The organism is Devosia sp. (genome assembly GCF_965229025.1).
Lineage (GTDB): Bacteria > Pseudomonadota > Alphaproteobacteria > Rhizobiales > Devosiaceae > Devosia_A.
This window is the reverse complement of record NZ_OZ245853.1, coordinates 2,015,738-2,035,817: the sequence shown is the minus strand read 5'-3', so window position 1 is coordinate 2,035,817 and position 20,080 is coordinate 2,015,738. Positions and strand designations below refer to the sequence as shown.

Genomic DNA, 20,080 nt, shown 5'->3' with positions numbered 1-20,080 from the left:
CACGCTGCCGAAAGGCTGGGGTCACCATAAATCGGGGCATTCAAGAGTGCCCGATTGAAGGAGACCATCATGCGCTCGACTTTCTCTTCCAGGACCAAGAAATTTGTGGGGGCGTCTGCCCTCGCCATTCTGGCCGGCATCGGCGGTGGCTCGGCTTTCGTGGCCGCTACCGGAACGAGCTCGGCCCAGACTGCAAAGCTCCTGCCTGCTGCGCAGATCACCGCACCGGCCGTCACCAACGCCCCGAACTTTGCCGACCTCGTCGAGGCCGTAAAGCCCGCCGTGGTCTCGATAATCGTTGAGGGCGGCGAAAAGGCCGATACGCGCGACCTGAAGCGCGGCGGCAAGCAGTTCAACTTCAACTTCCCCGATCTGCCCGATGGCAGCCCGTTCAAGGACTTCATGGACCAGTTCGGCCAGCAGTTCGGCCAGGGCGGCCCCGGCAATGACAACGCTCCGCAGGCGCCGCGCAAGTTCATGGCAGCCGGCTCGGGCTTCATCATTTCCGCTGACGGCTACATCGTCACCAACAACCATGTCGTCGAGAACGCCGACAAGGTGACCGTGGTGTTCGACAATGGCGACGAAGTGTCCGGCAAGGTCGTCGGCACCGACGTCAAGACCGACCTCGCGGTGGTCAAGATCGACGATGGCAAGGACCTGCCGTTCGTCAAGCTGTCTGAGACCGAAGCCCGCGTTGGCGAGTGGGTGGTGGCCGTTGGCAACCCGTTTGGCCTCGGTGGCACGGTGACCGCTGGTATCGTTTCGGCCCGTGGCCGTGACATTGCCGGCTCTGCCTATGGCGATTTCCTGCAGATCGACGCGGCCGTCAACAGCGGCAACTCGGGCGGCCCGGACTTCAACATGAACGGCGAAGTCGTCGGCGTGAACACCGCCATCTTCTCCCCAAATGGCGGCAATGTGGGTATTGCGTTTGCGATCCCCGCCAGCGTCGTCAAGCAGGTGAGCCAGCAGCTGATCGACTCTGGTTCGGTGACCCGCGGCTTCCTCGGCGTCGGCATCCAGGACGTCTCGACGGATATCGCTGAAAGCGTTGGCCTCAAGTCTGCTCACGGCGCGCTCGTCACCGAGCCGACCAAGGACAGCCCGGCCGACAAGGCAGGGATCAAGTCGGGAGATGTGATCACCAAGGTCGACGGCAAGGAGATCAACAACGCGCTGGATCTGAGCCGCACGATTGCGAGCAAGAACCCCGGCACCAAGGTTGAGCTGACTGTCTGGCGCGATGGCAAGGAAGTGCCGTTCACGGTGGAACTGGGGAAGCTCGACGAGACCCCGAAGGTCGCCGAAGAAAAGCCCGCTCCGGCTGACGAGCCCGCAGCTCCCGCCGCCACTAGCGTCGGCGTGACGCTGGTTCCGAACGCCGATGGCCCGGGACTACTGATCCAGGACATCGACCCGAACTCTCCGGCAGCCGAAAAGGGTTTTGCCGTGGGTGACACCATCCTCCAGGTCAACAACCAGGACGTGAAGACGGTCGATGAGTTCGAAAAGGCCATCCAGAGCGTGAAGGATGCTGGCCGCAACACCGCGCTGGTCAAGGCGCAGCGTGACGGCAACAGCCGCTTCATCGGCCTGCCGCTGAGCGCCAACTAAGCAAAGCTGCCGGCCCCGTAGTTTGATGCTACGGGGCCGGTTTCTATTAGGACTTCTCTTGTGCTGGTTTTGCTATGGTAGTGGCTGCAGTAGGGAGTGAAGAACCGGTGGGGCGCCGGGTCGCTGGATCCGCTGATGGCGGTCTTGCTTTGGGGCTAAACGACATGAAAATTCTGCTCATTGAAGACGACCGCGAGGCGGCAAGTTATCTGATCCAGGCGCTTGACGAGGCGGGGCACGTGACCCACCACGCCAGCGACGGCGAGACTGGTTACGCCATGGCGTCCTCGATGGACTATGATGTGCTGATCGTCGACCGCATGCTGCCGCGCCGCGATGGGCTCTCGATCATCGAAAGCCTCCGCGCCGAATCCGACCAGACCCCAGCGCTGATCCTTTCCGCCCTTGGCGAGGTCGATGACCGGGTGACCGGCCTGCGTGCCGGAGGCGATGACTATCTGGTCAAGCCGTACGCCTTTACCGAGCTGCTCGCGCGCATTGAGGTCCTGGCCCGCCGCTCGAGCCCGGCCGAGGCCGCCACCAGCCTTGCCGTCGGCGGGCTGGCGCTGGACCGGCTCTCGCGCAAGGTCGAGCGCGACGGCGAGAACATCCTGCTGCAGCCGCGCGAGTTCCGGCTGCTCGAGTACCTGATGAAGAACGCCGGCAAGGTGGTGACCCGCACCATGCTGCTCGAAAACGTCTGGGACTACCATTTCGACCCGCAGACCAACGTCATTGATGTGCACATGTCGCGGCTGAGGGCCAAAATCGACAAGGGGCATGCCAACCCGCTGCTGCACACCATCCGCGGCGCCGGCTACATGATCCGCGAATGAACCGGTTGGTCCGGCTGACGCAGCTCTGGCGGACGTCGACCGTCCGGCTGACGGCCGTTTTCATCCTGATCTTTGTGGTTTTCGCAGTGCTTCTGCTGGGTCTGATCACCTGGCAGTCGAGCGTGCAATTGCAGCAACAGCAGACCGACGCGATCGATCGCGAAGCCGACCAACTGATGAAGCTCGACAGCACCAAGGGCTTCCGTTCAACCATTATGGCGGTGAGCCGGTTGGCAGGACAGCCCGGTCCTGGCATCTATTATCTCGCTGATCCGACAGGGCAGATGCTGGTTGGCAATGTCAGCGACCTGCCGCCCGAAGTTCTGGCGACGCCTGGCACCTATAGTTTCAACTATGACAGGCAGCGTCCGTTCGGCGATCCGGGCGAGGTGCCCGGGCAGGGCAACGCGGTGGTGCGGTCGGAAAAGCTCGATAGCGGCCTGATCCTTGTGGTGGGACGCGACGTGGTGGAGCGTCGTGGCTACACCGCCATTATCTTCCAATGGTTTGCCCTGGGCGTCGGCGGGATCCTGCTGTTTTCGCTGGTAGCGGGCGTCCTGACGTCGGTGCGCGTGCTGCGGCGCATCGATACGATCACCTCGACGTCACGCAAGATCATGAGCGGGAGCCTGTCCGAGCGCGTGCCGGTGACACGGCGCAATGACGAGTTCGATGCCCTCGCCACCAGCCTGAACCGGATGCTCGACCGGATAGAGCAGTTGATGCAGGGGATGAAGGAAGTGACCGACAATGTCGCGCACGACCTGAAGACGCCGCTGACCCGGCTGCGCAACAAGGCGGAGTCGGCGCTGCGCGAGGGCCAGAGCGAAACGGCGCACCGCGAGGCGCTGGAGACGACGATTGCCGAAAGCGACAAGCTGATCAAGACCTTCAACGCGCTGCTGCTGATTGCTCGCGCAGAGGCGGGGACACCGACCGGCGCGCTCACGGAACTCGATCTCAGCGCGGTGGTCGCGGACGTCGCCGAACTCTACGGCCCGCTGGCCGAGGAGGAGGGGCTCGAGTTCGAGACCAATGTTGCCGAGAACACGCGGCTCAAGGGCAATCGCGAACTGCTTGGGCAGGCGCTGGTCAACTTGATCGAAAATGCGCTCAAGTACTATGAGCCGGTCGAGGGACGTACCGGGCGAATTGTCGTCGGCCTGCGCCGCGAGGGCGAGCGGGTGCTTATCGAAGTCTCCGACAATGGCCCTGGCATCGCCGAAGAAGACCGCAAACGTGTTGTGGAGCGGTTCGTGCGGCTTGAAAAGAGCCGCACCGAGCCGGGATCCGGCCTCGGGTTGTCATTGGTGGCGGCGGTTGCGCAGATGCATCACGGCAGCTTCCGCATCGAAGACAATGCTCCCGGCGTGCGAGCGATCATCGACCTGCCAGCGATCTAGCGCGCAAGCAGCGCTTTTACTTCGGGACTTGCGCAGACCCTTCGCCAACCCCGAAGCCGGCCACTTTGCCGCCGCTGATGAGGTACCCGATATACTGGACGTTGATCGAGGTGCCGAGTGCATCTCGGCCGGGCTCGTCGGCGCGATAGCTGATCGCGCCACCCTTGGAGGCGGCAGAACCGAATTTGGCCTTGAGGTCCGCCGTCGAGGCACCAAGGCCGGGGATCGGCAGATTGGGCAGCGTCAACTTGGCCGGAGCAGGCTCGCAGCCCGGTGTCACCTTGCTTGCCAGTTCGACGGCGACCATCATCACGAAGTCATGCCCACCAAGCGCGTTGGAAATGAACCAGATATTGGCCTTGGGGCCCTTGCTGCCATCGGTGGTGTAGCAAAGCCAATCGGCGCGGCCGCTGCCATCGCCTGACTGCAGAGGCGTGCCGCCGAAGGCCTTCTTCACTTCGCTGAGCCGGGTGTTCTGCAACACCACTTTCAGACCCCCGACGGTGATCGCTTCAACTGGCACGGTTGGAATGTTGGCCTTGTTGAAAGTGAAAGTGCTTCCAAAGATGGCCTTGCCGATGCCCGATAGCCCGGCTGCGGCCGCTGGAGCGCTGCCAAGGGCAAAAGCGGCAAACAGGGCGATGGCGGCGGAACTGAGTCGCATTGTTGTCTCTTCACCGGATTCGAGTGCGGCGAAACATAGCGGCGTCAATCGGGAAAGCTAGCCGCCAAATCGCGGTTTAGCTTCACCTTCTGTCGATTTCGGTGGCAGTCTTGCTCCGCAGCATCAGCCCCGATATCGATCGACCATGACAGTTGCCCTAGAAACACTGCTCGGCTCTGCGCCCTATCTCGCCGAACTGGTGCGCAAACACGCCGACTGGTTTGCCGCAGCGGACAAGATCGCCCCCGATGTTGCCCTGAAACTGGCCCTGGAGCAGGTGCGCGAGGCTGGTCGAAGTGCCTCGTCCGAAGCAGAACTCGTCCCGCTTCTGCGTACGGCCAAGGGTCGCATAGCACTGCTTGCGGCAGTCTCGGAGACCAGCGGCAAATGGACCACCGCACAATCGACCGCTGCGCTCTCCGATCTCGCCGACGCAGCCCTTGAGGCCGGGCTCGATCTGCTGATGCGGCTCGCCGCGGCCAAAGGGCAGATCGAGGCGGCATCTGCGAGCGCCGCGACGTCAGGGCTTGCGATCTTCGCGCTCGGCAAGCACGGCGGGCGCGAGCTCAACTATTCGAGCGACATCGACATCGTCGCCTTCTTCGATCCGAGGCTTGTTGAGATGCAGGATCGAGGCGAGGCGACCAAAATCTTCTCGCGCATTGTGCAGCGCCTTGCCGCGCTGATGCAGGATCGGGCAGGGGACGAATACGTATTCCGTACCGACCTGCGGCTCAGGCCCGACCCAGGCGCGACGCCGGTAGCGCTCTCGGTGGATGCGGCGCTCGCCTATTACGAAAGCCGCGGCCAGAACTGGGAGCGCGCCGCCTGGATCAAGGCGCGGCCCTGCGCGGGGGACATGCGGGTTGGGGAGGCATTCATAACTGAGCTGGCGCCCTATATCTGGCGCAAGCACCTCGACTTCGCGACCATCGCCGACATCCAGGCGATGAAGCGGCAGATCAATATCTCGAAGAATGTCGGCGATATCCGGGTGGCCGGGCACAACGTCAAGCTCGGATTGGGCGGCATCCGCGAGATCGAGTTCTTTACCCAGACCCAGCAGCTCATTGCCGGTGGGCGCGACAGGAGCCTCCGCGTGCGGCCGACGGCAGCGGCGCTGAAGGCACTGGCGGACGCCAACTGGATTTCGAAGAAGGCCGCAGCCGACCTGACGCGCACCTATTGGTGGCTGCGTGCTGTCGAGAACCGGCTGCAGATGCTGCGCGATGCGCAAACGCATGTGATGCCGGAGGCGCCGGACGAGATCGCAGTTATCGCGCGGCTGATGGACCAGCCGGATTTACCAGCATTTGAAAAGGCTTACCGAGCGGCGTTGAATCTGGTTGTCGGGTATTATTCGGACCTGTTTGCAGGCGGCGAAAGCCTCGCAGCGGGCGAGGGAAGCCTGGTTTTCACCGGCAGCGATGATGACCCGGAAACGCTGGAAACGTTGTCGCGCATCGGCTTCAAGGAGCCATCGCGCGCCATCGAGACAGTGAAGAAATGGCACTATGGCAGCTATGCTGCGACCCGTGCGGCTGCTGCGCGCGCACACCTGACCGAACTCTTGCCGGCGCTGCTGGAGACCATTTCCGAAGCCGGCAACCCAGACGACGCGCTGTTCCGGTTTGACCAGTTCCTCTCGCGGTTACCTTCTGGTGTCCAGTTGTTCGCGCTGCTGCGCAACCACGCCAACCTCCGCAGCCTGCTTGTTGCGCTGATGGCCTCGGCGCCGCGCATGGCGGAACAGGTGATCCACCGGGCCCATGTCATGGACGGGTTGATCGACCCGGCCTTCGCCGATGAAGTCCGGCGTGGGCTGGTGCTGAGGACCAAGATCGAGACGTTTCTGGGCGATGCGCGAGACTATCAGGAAACCATCGATCGTGCCCGCATCATCGGACAGGAACAGATCTTCCTGATCTCGGCCGGCCTTCTTGCCGGTGTCGTCGATGCGCAGCGCGCCGGCATGCAGTTCACCACCCTTGCCGAGACGTTGTTGCGACGATTGTTCGCTTCGGTGCGCTATGAGTTCGCCAAGCGCCACGGGCGCATTCCGGGGGCGCGAGTGGCGCTGCTGGCGTTCGGCAAGCTCGCCAGCCATGAGATGACCGCCCGCTCCGATCTCGATTTCGTCATCCTCTATGAGACCGACGAAACCGAGGAGTCTGACGGCGAACGCCCACTCGCCGCCAGTCAATATTTCGCCCGCCTGACCCAGCGCCTGATTGCGGCGGTGAGCGCGCCGACTTCGGAGGGCGTTCTGTACGAAACCGACATGCGTTTAAGGCCCTCCGGCAATGCAGGGCCGCTCGCTGCCAGCCTCAATGCGTTTGTGCAGTATCAGCGCGATAGCGCCTGGACCTGGGAGCACCTTGCGCTCAGCCGCGCCCGGGTCGCGATCGCCGATGCCGGTTTCGGCGAAAAGATCGAGAGCACCATCGAAGACGTGTTCGCGCGTCCGCGTGATGTGAAGAAGACCATCGATGACGTGCTGGCCATGCGCGCCCTGATGGCCAAGGAACGGCCGCCACGGCACGCGTTTGACCTGAAACTGGCAAGCGGCGGGCTGGTGGATCTCGAGTTCATCGCGCAATCCGCGCAACTGGTGGCGCGAGAAGCCATTGCGGCGCATCAGGCTGACACGGCGACCGTGCTGCGTCGGATGGGCGAGATCGGCCTTGTGCCTGAAGGGGCGCGGCTGGCCGAGATCCTTGGGATTTACGCGACGGTCCTGCAGGTGATGAGCGCGGCGCTCGCTGATCCGTTCAAGGACGAGGGCTGGACTGAAGCCTTCCGCGAGTTGCTGGCGCAGCGGACCAACACGCCGAATTTCGAGCGGTTGACCGAGGACTTGCGGGAGATGCAGGACGAGGTCAGCGCAGCGGCGGCGCGGTGGTATGAGCGGGCGCGGACGCTGGGTTGAAACTCGAGGCCAGGTGGACTAAGTTCGTGGACTAAGTTCATTGGACTGACTTGCGGAGCGCGGCATGGAAACCGTCAACATTCACGATGCCAAGACGCACCTGTCGCGCCTTGTGGACCGAGTCGCCAAGGGCGAGACCGTTATCATCGCCAAGGCCGGCAAGCCGATGGTGAAGCTGGTGCCGCTGGAGCAGCCTGCGGTGGATACCTCTCGGCGGCTTGGTGGCCTCGAGGGCCGGTTCAAGATTCCGGACGATTTCGATACCATGATGGCCGATGAGATCGCCGAAATGTTCAACGGCAAGTAATGCGGGTATTACTCGACACGCACTTGCTGTTGTGGGCTAAGACCGCGCCTAGACGACTGCCTGAAGCACTTCAGCTCTTCATTACGCAGCCGGATGTTGAGCCCCTGTTCAGCGCCGCCAGCATATGGGAAATCGCGATAAAGCAATCGCAGCTCCGTGACGATTTTCGGGTTGATGCGGCCGAGATGCGCGCCGAACTTCTCGACACGGGCTACGGGGAATTGCCCGTGCTAGGGGAGCACGCCATAGCCGTCGCAGGTCTGCCCTGGATACATAAAGACCCGTTCGATCGGCTTCTCGTCGCCCAGGCGATGGTTGAAAGTGTAGACCTGCTGACGGTCGATCGCCAACTCGGCCGCTACCCCGGCCCGATCCGCGTCTTCTAGGCCGCTTGTGCTTCCTGCTCCGTCATCAGCGGCAGTGACACTGCGACGGTTGTCCCCAGCCCCTGCCGGCTGTCGATGGCGAGGTGGCCGCCGCTGAGTTCGGCGATGGCGCGGGAGATGGCGATGCCCAGCCCGGCACCTTCGCGATCTCGGGTGAGGGCCGCGTCACCGAAGGCGAAAGGCTGCGACAGGGTTTCGAGTCGATCGTTCGACATGCCGATACCGGTATCGGTAATCTCGATGACCACTCCATCCTCGGCGGCATAGGCGGCCAGCGTGACGCGGCCACCGCGAGGGGTGAAGCGAAGAGCATTTTCCACCAGATTGCCAACCATACGTTCGAGGGCAAAGCGATCGGCCGAGAGCATCGCCTCGCAGGCGCCACCGAGGCCGAGCGTCAACCCGGCGCGCTGGGCCTGTGACGAGAAGCGGCGGAGGACGCCGATCATCAACTCGTCGGCGGTGAAGGCGTCGCGCTTCATCTCGCGGCGTCCGCCTTCGAGTTCGGCGAGTTCCAGGATCGAGGCGAAAAAGCTCAGGAGCCGCTCGCCGGAGCCTTTGACCGCTTCGACATAGTTGAGGTAGCGCGCGTCGCCCAACGGCCCGAATGGCTGCTGGCGCAGCATGTCGGTGAAGCCGATGATGTGGTTGAGCGGGGTGCGGATGTCGTGGCTGAGATGGGCGAGGAAGCTGGTCTTGGAGCGGCTGGCGGCTTCGGCGCGAAGCTTTTCCTCGTGATAGCGGCGGGCCAGAAGGCGCTGTTCCTCGCGGATCGAGGTGAGAAGCTGCGTGGTCCGCCGGCTCTCGGTGATGTCCATCACCAGCGTCACGAACCCTGACGTGGCAAGCGGGCGTTCCTCGATGAGGAGGGTGGAGCCGTCTTCGCGGTGCAGTTCCAGCAGCCGGTTCTGCGTGTCCTCGCGTACCGACTCCATGTAGCCGCCCATCGAGAGCGCCTTGACCACCTCGTGATAGGCTGCCCCGATCGGCAGTGCGCTGGGCGCGACGCCGAGGCGCTCGGCGAAGCGGGTATTGCTGGCGATCAGTCGGGCCTCGGCGTTCCAGCAGGCGACGCCGAATGGCATGGTCTCGATGAGGGCTGACTGGCTATCAGCCGGCTGAGCCTTGAGGCGCGCCAGAAGCCGCGTCAGCAGACGAATGGCGGTTGCGCGCAACCACCCCTGCTGTGCTCCGGATGGTGGCGCGCGGAATCGCTTCGCCCCGTCCCCGGATTGCTCCGTCGGCCGCATCAAGTTCTCCGCCAATGTGGTGTGGGACGACCCATTCGGCCCCGATGAGGGGACTTTGAATCTGCTTCGCCGTCGCTGTCCAGAGGCGGTTCGGGACAGTGGGACGACGAAGCCGGAATTCGTGAGTCGGCAGAGTCACTTGGGCACGAAGAAAAAGTTTTCTAACCGGTAACGCCTCGTTAACCAGCGAGGGTGCGCTCGAGGATATCAGCGGCGTTGCGGCTGAGCGTTCCGGACTCCTTGAGTGATTCCAGAGCCTTCTGCGCCGCCGATCGCCGGCCGGGCTCGAAACTTTGCCAGACGCGGAAGGCGGTAAGGACGCGTGCGGCGACCTGCGGATTGCGAGTGTCGACGTCGCCCACGAACTGCGCAACGAACCGGAATCCCTCGCCATCGGGCCGCGCGAACTGGGTGGGGTTGTTCATCCCGAAAGTGGCCATCACAGCGCGGAGCCGGTTCGGATTGTTCTTCGGGAAATCAGGGGCCGCGAGGATGGCTTTCAGCCGGTCGATCACAGCACCATCCGGCGCCATGGCGTTGAGCGACAGCCATTTATCGAGGACCAGCGGATCGGCGGTGAACCGGTCGCGGAAATCGGCAAGCAGCGGTTCGGCATCGGCCGTCCAGGCGTGAACGATGGTGCCGAGCGCGGACATGCGGTCGGTCATGTTGAGGGCGCTCTCGTATTGTTCGCGTGCGAGTTGCGCTGCGCCTGTGGCGCCACCGGCCACCAGCTGGGCGAGGGCGGTGTTCTTCATGGCTCGCCGGCCGGCCTGCTGGAAATCGGGCGAATAGGCGAGCCGGCTGTCATTGGTCAGATAGACCCGCTCCAGCGTTGCCGCATTGCGGGCGACGATCTCAGTGATGAACTGGGTGCGGACAGAATGGATGCGGTCGGGGTCGATGTTGGTCCCAATGGTGCGGGCGATCAGTTGCTCGGCCGGCAGCTGCAGGGCATTCGCCTTGAACGCCGGATCCAGCGACTTCGACAACAGCGTCTCCGCCAGCGCTTCGGCGAGCGCGGAGACCTGCGCATCGGTCCAGGGCTTCCCGCCGATGGCGCCGAGCATCAGGGCCATGGATGCATCCTGGAGCGCCTGCCAGCGGTTGAACGGATCGCTGTCGTGGCGGGCGAGGAAAAGCTGCTCCGTCATGCTCGCCTCGGAGCGGAGCTTGATCGGGGCTGAAAAGCCACGGAACAGGGACGGTACAGGCCGGTTGGGAATGCCCGCGAAGCTGAGGGTCAGCTTGCTCGTGTCCATGACGATCATATCGTCGCGCACGTCGCCGCCGCTCACGCTGTTCCAGGTCATCGGGCTGCCATTGGGGCCGATGAGGCCGAACTTGATCGGCAGCACCATGGGCTGCTTGGTCTCCTGGCCCTGCGTCGGTTGCGTCTCCTGGGAGAGCTCGATCGTGTAGGTCTGGGTGGCCGCATCGAACCGGTCGGTGACGGTCACCTCGGGGGTGCCCGCCTGCAGGTACCATTGCTGGAAGTGCTGCAGGTCGACGCCATTGGCGTCCTCGAACACCTTGATGAAGGCCTCGATGGTGGTGGCCTCGCCGTCGTGGCGCTCGAAATAGAGATCCATGCCCTTGCGGAAATTGGCCTCGCCAAGGAGTGTCGCCAGCATGCGGACGATCTCGGCGCCCTTTTCGTAGACGGTCGCCGTGTAGAAGTTGTTGATCTCCTTGTAGTGGTCCGGCCGGGCAGGGTGGGCCAAGGGGCTCCCATCCTCGGGGAACTGCACCTGCCGCAGCGCGCGCACATCCTCGATGCGGGCGACGGGGCGCGAGCGCTCGTCCATCGAGAATTCCTGGTCGCGATAAACCGTCAGCCCTTCCTTGAGGCAGAGCTGGAACCAGTCCCGGCAAGTGATTCTGTTGCCAGTCCAATTGTGGAAATACTCGTGCGCGATGACGCTCTCGATCGCCGCATAGTCGGCGTCGGTGGCGGTCTCGGGCTTGGCGAACACCAGCTTGTCGTTGAAGATGTTGAGGCCCTTGTTCTCCATCGCGCCGAAGTTGAAATCGGACACGGCGACGATGTTGAACACATCCAGATCATACTCGCGGCCGAAGCGCCGCTCGTCCCAGGCCATCGAGCGCTTCAGCGAATCCATGGCGTAGAGGCACTCGGCTTCCTTGCCGTGGGTGCAGTAGATGCCAAGCGCGACGGTGCGGCCGGAACTGGTGACGAAGCTGTCGTGGATTGAGCCAAGGTCACCGGCCACCATCGCGAACAGATAGGCGGGCTTGGGGAACGGGTCGTCCCACACGGCAAAGTGCTGGTTGTCGGCAAGCTTGCCCTGCTCGACCAGGTTGCCGTTGGCCAGCAATACGGGCGCCAGCGTCTGGTCGGCCTGCATACGGACGCGGAACGGCGCCAGAATGTCGGGGCGATCGAGATAAAAGGTGATGCGGCGGAAGCCCTCGGGCTCGCACTGCGTGCACCATGTGCCCGAAGAGCGATAGAGCCCCATCAGCCGCGTGTTCTTTTCCGGTTCGACCACGACCTCGGTCTCGAGCACGAAGCGCTTCAGCGGCGGCTCGGCGATCGTCAGCCCGGTCGAGGTCTCGGCATAGGCGGTGAGCGCCAGCGGTAACCCGTCAATCGCGATCGAACTGAGCTTCAACTCCTCCCCATCGAGCACCAATGGCGTGCCCGGCGCCGTGGACGGGCGCGGCGAAATGGTGAGAAAAGCGCGTACTCGCGAGCTATCCGGCGCGATCCTCACGTCGAGTTCCACCTTCTCGATCAGATAGGGGCCTTCGACGTAGTCCTTGAGGAAGACGGTCTCTTCGTTCTCGCCGCGCATCAAATGCTCCACAACATCAACTCGTTAACCGACTGTGGCGCGCCCGCAACAGCCGAATCCATGGTTTAGTGTATTCTATGTGGCTGACAATCAGCCTGTCAGTCGCAGATTCCCGCCAAATTGGGCAGTTTTGGGGTCTGTGCAGGCTGATCCTGCCAGCACGCACCTCCGGCCGCCATCGGCGTGTCGCGTGCGTCATCCAGATAGAGACGCGAGGGGCAATCCCTCAGACCCGCAGGCTTCGCTTGACCTCAACTGCTGTTGAGGTTGTAGCCGTTCTGCCGTGGGACGAGAAATAGGAGAGGGCCGATGTTTGCTGGCGTGTTCAAGTGGTTCGAGGCCAGGGTAGAGCCCTATCCGGCCGATGAGCCGACACAGCCCCCCAAGACCCTGCTCGCGTTCTGCCTGTACTACACCAAGGGCGCCAAGCGCTGGCTGCTGGCCATGACCATTCTGGGCGCGTCGATCGCGCTACTGGAAGTATCGCTGTTCGGCTTCATGGGCTCGATCATCGACTGGCTGGGCAATGCCGACCGCGCCACCTTCCTCGCCAACGAAGGCTGGAAGCTGGGCTTGATGGCGGTAGTGCTGCTCGGCGTGCTGCCGCTGCTGCAACTGACCGATACGCTGATCATCCATCAGGGGCTGCTGGGCAACTTCCCGCAGCGCATCCGCTGGATGGCTCATCGGTACCTGCTTCGGCAGTCGATGAGCTACTTCCAGGACGAGTTCGCCGGCCGCATCGGCGCCAAGCTGATGCAGACCTCGCTCGCCGTCCGCGAAGTGGTCATGAAGATCCTCGATGTCACGGTCTTCGTGGTCGTCTATTTCGCCGGTGCCGTCGTGCTGGCGGCGATGAGTGACCTCTGGCTGGCCGTGCCGTTCCTCGTGTGGCTGGCGGCTTACGTCGCGCTGCTCTGGTACTTCATCCCACGCCTGGGCAAGATTTCCGAACTGCAGGCCGATGCCCGCTCGCTGATGACCGGCCGCATCGTCGACAGCTACACCAACATCGCCACGGTCAAGCTGTTCTCTCACTCGCGGCGCGAGGAAAGCTATGCCCGTGAGGGGATGGATGAGTTCCTCGGCACTGTGCACGGCCAGATGCGGCTGGTGTCGCTGCTGCAGGTGACCATCACCACGATGAACTGCATCCTCCTCGCCTCAGTGGTCGCGGTGGGCATCTCGCTGTGGCTGAACGCGGCCATGTCGCCCGGTGCTATCGCGGTGGCGGCCTCGCTGGTGCTGCGCTTCCAGGGCATGAGCCAGTGGGTGATGTGGGAGATGTCGGCGTTGTTCGAGAACATCGGCATCGTGCGCGACGGCATCAGCTCGCTCTCCATGTCACGTGTGGTCGCCGATGCGCCGGACGCCAAGCCGATTGGTACGGTGAAAGGTGACATCAATTTCGAGAACGTCTCCTTCCACTACGGCAAGCAGTCGGGCGTCATCGAGGACTTCAACCTCCACGTGAAGGCCGGCGAAAAGATCGGGTTGGTCGGGCGTTCCGGCGCTGGCAAGTCCACCATCGTCAATCTGCTGCTGCGCTTTTATGACCGCGAGAGCGGCCGGATTGCCGTCGACAATTTCGACATTGCGACGGTCACGCAGGACTCGCTGCGCGCCAATATCGGCGTCGTCACTCAGGATACCTCGCTGCTCCACCGCTCGGTGCGCGAGAACATTCTCTATGGCCGCCCCGATGCAGGGGAAGCCGAGATGATCGCGGCGGCTCGGCTCGCCGAGGCCGACGCATTCATCGAGACGCTGGTCGATCTCAAGGGCCGCAAGGGCTACGACGCGCATGTCGGCGAGCGTGGCGTCAAGCTCTCGGGCGGGCAGCGCCAGCGCATCGCCATCGCCCGGGTGCTGCTCAAGAACGCGCCGATCCTGGTGCTGGACGAAGCGACCTCGGCGCTGGACAGCGAAGTCGAGGCCGCGATCCAGGACCAGTTCCAGCTATTGATGCGCAACAAGACCGTGATTGCCATCGCCCACCGGCTCTCGACCATCGCCATGATGGACCGGCTGGTGGTGATCGATCAGGGCAAGATCGTCGAGCAGGGGACGCACGCGCAATTGCTGGCCACCGGCGGGCACTACGCCAAGCTCTGGGCGCGGCAGTCGGGCGGTTTCCTCGAACTCGACGAAACCGAGGAGGCCGCGCAGTGATGATGCCTTCCCGTAGAGTAGATGCCACCACCTTTTATCCATCCCCAAGGGGATGACTGAGGACCTGCGATCAACCACCCAACGCATCCCAAGGAGGATCAGATGGAAACCACTAACCACCGCATTGACCAGAGCCCGCGTGCCCTTTTGAGCCACGTGAAAGTAAAACGAAAGCAACAACTTGTAGCCCTGACCTGACGTTACGTCAGAGATCGGGCTCGGAACAATGAGATCATTATGCTCAACCGAGTCATCGCCTGGTTCGACGCCCGCTACAGCCCAATAGCGCTGGCCGCGGACACGACGCCCCCGACGGGCGTCAACAAATTCATGTTCTATTTCATCAAGCAGTTCCGCGTTGCTCTCGGGCTGCGCATGGTGCTGGTTGCCGTCGGTTCTGTCGCCGACGCCATGATGCCGATCTTTGTCGGTCTCGTGGTCGGCATGCTGGCCAACACGCCCAAGGGGGAGATGTTCTCTCTCCACTGGCCGACGTTTTTGGTGATGGTTGCCGTGTTGCTCGGCGTTCGGCCGATCACCTTCGTCCTCGACCAGCTGGTGCGAAACCACGCCATCGTGCCCTCGATCGTCAACCTCGTGCGGTGGCAGAGCCATTGGCACGTCATCCGGCAGAGTTGGACTTTTTTCCAGAACGACTTTGCCGGGCGTATCGCCAACAAGATCATGCAGGCCGGTGAGGCCATCGAAACGGCAGTGAACCTGTCGATCGATGCCGCCTGGTATGCGCTGGTCTTTGTGGTGGTTGCCGTGATTGCGCTGGCTGGGCTCGACTGGATCCTACTGATCCCGGTCGCCGTCTGGCTCGTGCTCTATGGCATCCTGTTCGTCATCACCATGCCGCTCATTGCCAAGTATTCCGAGGATCTCTCGGAAGCCCGCTCCGTGATGACCGGCCGCATCGTCGACAGCTACACCAACATCCACACGCTCAAGACCTTCTCGACCGATGGTCACGAGGACAAGTACGTGTCGGATTCGGTGATTGACCACACGGTCGAGTTCCAGAAGCTGATGCGCGTCTTCACCTACATGTGGAGCGTGCTTTTCCTGCTCAACGCGGCGCTGGTGATCTCGATCACCTGGATGGCGCTCTCGGGCTGGAATACCGGTACGCTGAGCGCGGCGGCGGTGGCCACCGCGATCCCCTTCGCCCTGCAGATCATGAACATGAGCGGCTGGATCCTCGATATCGGCTCCAACATCTTCCGCCAGATCGGCACGGTGAAGGACTCGATGGATACCATCGCCCAGCCCATCGCCATGATTGATGCGCCGGGCGCACCGGCGCTCAAGGTGGAAAAGGGCGGCATCGTCTTTGACAACGTCAGCTTCAACTACTGGCGCGGCAAGGACGGCACCGTGATGGAGGATTTCAACCTCGAAATCCGCCCGGGCGAGAAGGTGGGGCTGGTCGGCAGGTCAGGGGCCGGCAAGTCGACGCTGGTCAACCTGCTGCTGCGGCTGTTCGACGTCGAAAGCGGGGCGATCCGGGTCGACGGGCAGGACGTGCGCAACGTCTCGCAGGAAAGCGTGCGGGCTGCAGTGGGTCTGGTGAGCCAGGATACTTCGCTGCTGCATCGCTCGATCCGGGAGAACATCAAGTATGGCCGCCAGTCTGCCAGCGACGAGGAGATGATCCGCGCCGCCGAGCAGGCCAAGGTCGCCGATGTGATCGCCGGGCTGCAGGATCTCCGCGGCCGCCGGGGCTACGACGCCCATGTCGGCGAGCGGGGCGTCAAGCTCTCCGGCGGCCAGCGCCAGCGCGTTGCCATCGCCCGCGTGCTCCTGAAGAACGCCCCGATCCTGGTTCTGGACGAGGCAACCTCTGCCCTCGACAGCGAAGTCGAGGCGGCGATCCAGGAGCAACTGGTGTCGCTGATGCAGGGCAAGACCGTGATCGCCATCGCGCACCGGCTCTCGACCATCGCCGCGATGGACCGGTTGGTGGTACTCGAAAAGGGCCAGATCGTCGAAGAAGGCACCCACGCCTCGCTTCTCGCATCGGGCGGCCACTATGCGCAGCTCTGGGAACGCCAGTCCGGTGGTTTCCTCGATCTGGGCAAGGCGGCCGAGTAGGCCAGTCAGAATGGGGCGGCGTCACTTGCGCCGCCCCAACTTGCTCCCCGCCACGGGGAAGGCGCGTGCGGCATTGGCGCTCCAACCGCAGATGTGGCATCCTGCTAACGCGGCCAGGTGCCGTTCGGAGGATGGCCAATGAGCGACGCTCCCAATATGTTCTCGGACGGCAAGGCGTATGAAAAGATGATGGGGCGCTGGAGCCGCATCGTCGGCGCCAGCTTCCTCGACTGGCTGGCCCCAGCAAGCGGGCAACGCTGGCTCGATTCCGGTTGTGGCAATGGTGCGTTCACCGAAGAGATCATCGCGCGCACTGCGCCTGCTTCGGTCGACGCGGTAGACCCGTCGGAAGGCCAGATTGCCTTCGCGCGCACCCGCCCGGCCACCCAGCTTGCGAAATTTGCCATTGGCGATGCGCAGAACCTGGCATTTCTTGACGACAGCTTCGACGTCGCCATCATGGCGCTGGTGATTGCGTTCTTGCCGCAGCCTGAAAAGGCTGCCGCTGAAATGCGGCGCGTGGTGCGACCCGGCGGACTGGTCGCGACCTACATGTGGGACATTGAAGGCACCGGCACTCCATTGACGCCGATGGCCGACGCGCTGACCGCGATGGGACTTACCCCCGGAGTAGTTCCAAATCCTCCCGCCTCGGGCCTTGAAGCGATGCGGGGGTTCTGGGGGGGAGCGGGGTTGCTGGAAGTGGAAACCAAAGTGATAGGCCTGACCGTGCGTCACGCCAGCCTCGACGAGTTCTGGGACTCGAACTTTGTCGCTGTCGGCCCGATGGGGGCCATGTTCGCTAAAATGGGCAAAGATGAGCAGCAGCAGCTCCGGGCCCGGCTCGCCGAGCAGTTGCCAATCGCCAGCGACGGCAGCATCGCGTACGAGCGCTTCGTCAATGCGGTGAAGGGCAAGGTGCCCCACTAATCTGCACGGCGCTCCTCGCGACTTCCTTCCCGTTGGCACCGCGCCAGAACCCGGCTAGAACCCGCAGCAGTTTGATCAATTGCGTGCTGGCACTTTCCGCAGCTCGCGCAGCGGAGGAATGAATGGCGAAGGCGTCAACTGCAGTGGCTTCCGCCGCAGCCGGATACAGCGAACTCAACCTCGCGGGCACATTCGCGCTCACTTCGCCGAAGCTGAAGATCAAGGCGCCGATCATCTTGCCGGGCGATGTCCACGGCGCGCTGCTCGCCGCCGGTGAGATCCCTGACCCCTACTACGGCGAGAACGAAACCGTCGTCATGTGGGTGCACGATACGCCCTGGACGGTCGAGCGAAAGTTCACCGCTGAGGCCGCCGATATCGATGGCTACCTCACGCTGACGCTCGAAAACGTCGACTGCATCGCTACGGTGTTCCTCAACGGCGAGGCCATAGGCGAGACACAGAACCAGTTCATCCGCTACGACATCGACGTCACCGGCAAGGTTAAAGCCGGCAACAACACCCTGCGCATCGAGTTCGCGGTGACCAAGGATGTCGCCAAGGCCCGCGCCGACGGGCATCCGTTCCCGATCCCTTTCACCTACAACTACCTCTCGAACGGCCTCCCCGGCGTACATATGAACTTCGTGCGCAAGGCTGCCTGCCATGCCGGCTGGGACTGGGGCATCTGCCTGATGCCCACCGGCGTCTATGGCTGCATAGCGCTCCGCAAGTCGCGCCTTGCTCGCCAGGAGAGCGTCGAAGTCACCCAGGCGCATGGCAAGAAGTCGGTCGAGCTCTCGATCCGGACCCGCGTCTTTGCCTTCGCCGAAGGCTCGGTGGAACTGAGCTACGAGATCGATGGCCAGACCATTGCCGACAAGGTGGTGGTACGGCCGGGCGAGAACGTCTTTACGCACAATTTGACGATCAGGAACCCGAAACTCTGGTGGCCGAACGGGCAGGGGGAGCAGCCGCTCTATCCGCTTGTCACCACCCTCGATGGCGAAGTTACCACCCGTAAGATCGGGCTCAGGAAGCTTGAGTGGGTGATCGAGAAGGACGCCATCGACCATTCGTTCAAGGTGCGGGTCAACGGCCGCGACATCTCGATGTTCGGCGCCAACTGGATCCCCGCCGACGCCATCCCCTCGCGCATCACCCCCGAGGTCATTCGCGACCTCCTGGAGAGCGCCAAGGCGGTGAACATGAACATGCTCCGCATCTGGGGCGGCGGGCAGTATGAGCCCGACTATTTCTACGAGATGTGCGACGAGCTCGGCATCCTGCTCTGGCACGATTTCATGTTCTCATGCATGAGCTACCCGTCCGATCGCGCTTTCCTTGCCGACGTGCGCACCGAGATCACCCAGCAGGTCCGCCGCCTCAGCCACCACGCGTCGATCGCGCTCTGGTGCGGCGACAACGAGGTGATCGGCTCGCTCACCTGGTACCCCGAGACGAAGGCCAATCGCGACCTCTACCTCGTCAACTATGACCGGCTGAACTCGATGCTGGGGTCCATCGTCGAAGACGAGGATACCTCCCGCCGCTTCTGGCCGTCCTCACCGTCGCTGGGCTACATGGATTTCTCCGACGGCTGGCATCAGGACACGCGCGGCGACCTGCACTATTGGGACGTCTGGCACTCGGCCAAGGACTTTTCGGCCTATCGCAGCGTCAACCCACGCTTTGCCTCCGAGTTCGGCTTCCAGAGCTTCACCTCGATGAACGTCATCGAGACCTTCTCGGCGCCCGAGGATCGCAACCCGTCCTCGCCGGTGATGGAAAGCCACCAGCGCAACACCGGCGGCAATGCCCGCATCCTCGAGACCATGACGCGCTATTTCCGCTTCCCGGTCGATTTCGAAAAGATGGTGTTCCTATCCCAGGTGCAGCAGGGCCTCGCCATCAAGACTGCCATCGAATACTGGCGCTCCACCAAGCCGCGCTGCATGGGCACGCTCTATTGGCAGATCAACGATATCTACCCGGTGGCGAGCTGGGCCAGCCTCGACTACGGCGGGCAGTGGAAGTTGCTCCACTATATGGCCAAGCGCTTCTTCCGGCCCATCAACGTGGTGGCGGTGCCCGATGGCGACGAACTGCTTTTGAAGGCGATCAACGACACCGCCGGCAAGGCCGATATCGGGCTCGAAGTGCACGCAGTCGATGCTAACGGCGGCGCTCGCATCATCGCCACGGCGAACGTCAAGACCAGCCCCGACAAGGCGGTGATCGCGACCCATATCGCGCTCTCCGACCTCGCGCCCAATGAGTTCCTGTTCTTTTCCTGGACGGACGAGAACGGAGCGCTGCTGGGCGAAAACGACTTCTTCCCTAAGCCCTACAAGAGCTACGACCTCGCCAGGGCAAATGTCACCGCCACGTGGTCGGGGAGTGAAGATGCTCCAATCCTGACGCTGGTTTCGGATGCGCCGGCAGTGTTCGTGACGGCAACAGTAGCAGTGCCCGGCCATTTCTCGGACAACGCACTGACGCTATTGCCGGGCCGGGAGGCCAGCCTGACCTTCACCCCGCGCCACGGCGCAAACGTGAGCAAGGCTGAGTTGGCCAAGGGGCTGAAGCTCAGCCACCTTCGCGAGACCTACTGAGGGCGGGGCACAGCTACAACTTTCGTTGCTGCGAACGCTTTGCCGGGGGCGTGGC

Annotated in this window: 13 protein-coding genes; 10 read left to right on the top strand and 3 right to left on the bottom strand. The window is 63.1% G+C overall.

From position 1 onward, the window contains the following. Positions 1-69 precede the first annotated feature (69 nt). From ACO06J_RS10045 to ACO06J_RS10035, 3 genes are all read left to right on the top strand, one after another. Positions 70-1,617: a Do family serine endopeptidase gene (locus tag ACO06J_RS10045; RefSeq protein ID WP_421760570.1), complete on the top strand. Its 1,548-nt coding sequence runs from the start codon at positions 70-72 to the stop codon at positions 1,615-1,617. A 164-nt stretch (positions 1,618-1,781) separates the two neighbouring features. After that, a complete protein-coding gene (locus ACO06J_RS10040; RefSeq protein WP_421760569.1) occupies positions 1,782-2,453 on the top strand; it encodes a response regulator transcription factor in 672 nt (223 codons plus the stop codon). Continuing rightward, positions 2,450-3,856 carry an ATP-binding protein gene (locus tag ACO06J_RS10035; protein WP_421760568.1) on the top strand — a complete coding sequence of 469 codons (1,407 nt, stop codon included), beginning with the start codon at positions 2,450-2,452 and terminating at the stop codon, positions 3,854-3,856. The genes ACO06J_RS10040 and ACO06J_RS10035 overlap by 4 nt, the downstream gene beginning before the upstream one ends. Before the next feature lie 16 nt (positions 3,857-3,872). Here the strand turns inward: ACO06J_RS10035 and ACO06J_RS10030 are convergent, their stop codons facing one another. Further along, positions 3,873-4,520: a hypothetical protein gene (locus ACO06J_RS10030; protein ID WP_421760567.1), complete on the bottom strand. Its 648-nt coding sequence runs from the start codon at positions 4,518-4,520 to the stop codon at positions 3,873-3,875. Between the two features lie 145 nt (positions 4,521-4,665). Here ACO06J_RS10030 and ACO06J_RS10025 point away from each other — a divergent pair, with 145 nt between their 5' ends. The 3 genes from ACO06J_RS10025 to ACO06J_RS10015 all read left to right on the top strand — a co-directional run bounded on the left by ACO06J_RS10025 (position 4,666) and on the right by ACO06J_RS10015 (position 8,142). Next, entirely contained in the window at positions 4,666-7,449 is a 2,784-nt protein-coding gene (locus ACO06J_RS10025; RefSeq protein ID WP_421760566.1) for a bifunctional [glutamine synthetase] adenylyltransferase/[glutamine synthetase]-adenylyl-L-tyrosine phosphorylase, read from the top strand. 64 nt (positions 7,450-7,513) lie between these two features. Further along, complete coding sequence (locus tag ACO06J_RS10020; protein ID WP_421760565.1) at positions 7,514-7,756, top strand: type II toxin-antitoxin system Phd/YefM family antitoxin; 243 nt, start codon at positions 7,514-7,516, stop codon at positions 7,754-7,756. Next, the gene (locus tag ACO06J_RS10015) at positions 7,756-8,142 is read left to right on the top strand and encodes a type II toxin-antitoxin system VapC family toxin (protein WP_421760564.1); all 387 of its coding nucleotides are present in this window, start codon (positions 7,756-7,758) and stop codon (positions 8,140-8,142) included. Before ACO06J_RS10020 ends, ACO06J_RS10015 begins: the two co-directional genes overlap by 1 nt. On the opposite strand, the gene ACO06J_RS10010 is transcribed toward ACO06J_RS10015, so the two are convergent. Beyond that, positions 8,139-9,317, bottom strand: a complete 1,179-nt coding sequence (locus ACO06J_RS10010) for a sensor histidine kinase (protein ID WP_421760563.1) — start codon at positions 9,315-9,317, stop codon at positions 8,139-8,141. The genes ACO06J_RS10015 and ACO06J_RS10010 overlap by 4 nt on opposite strands. 254 nt (positions 9,318-9,571) lie before the next feature. Further along, positions 9,572-12,211: an aminopeptidase N gene (pepN, locus tag ACO06J_RS10005; protein WP_421760562.1), complete on the bottom strand. Its 2,640-nt coding sequence runs from the start codon at positions 12,209-12,211 to the stop codon at positions 9,572-9,574. Positions 12,212-12,520: 309 nt separating this feature from the next. On the opposite strand from pepN, the gene ACO06J_RS10000 reads away from it, so the two are divergent. The 4 genes from ACO06J_RS10000 (at position 12,521) to ACO06J_RS09985 (ending at position 20,025) form a co-directional block, all read left to right on the top strand. Then, on the top strand, positions 12,521-14,383 hold the full coding sequence (locus ACO06J_RS10000) for an ABC transporter ATP-binding protein (RefSeq protein ID WP_421760561.1): 1,863 nt from the start codon (positions 12,521-12,523) through the stop codon (positions 14,381-14,383). Positions 14,384-14,620: 237 nt separating this feature from the next. After that, complete coding sequence (locus tag ACO06J_RS09995) at positions 14,621-16,480, top strand: ABC transporter ATP-binding protein (RefSeq protein ID WP_421760560.1); 1,860 nt, start codon at positions 14,621-14,623, stop codon at positions 16,478-16,480. Between the two features lie 138 nt (positions 16,481-16,618). After that, positions 16,619-17,410, top strand: a complete 792-nt coding sequence (locus tag ACO06J_RS09990) for a class I SAM-dependent methyltransferase (RefSeq protein ID WP_421760559.1) — start codon at positions 16,619-16,621, stop codon at positions 17,408-17,410. A gap of 122 nt (positions 17,411-17,532) precedes the next feature. After that, a complete protein-coding gene (locus ACO06J_RS09985) occupies positions 17,533-20,025 on the top strand; it encodes a beta-mannosidase (RefSeq protein WP_421760558.1) in 2,493 nt (830 codons plus the stop codon). Positions 20,026-20,080: the final 55 nt, after the last annotated feature.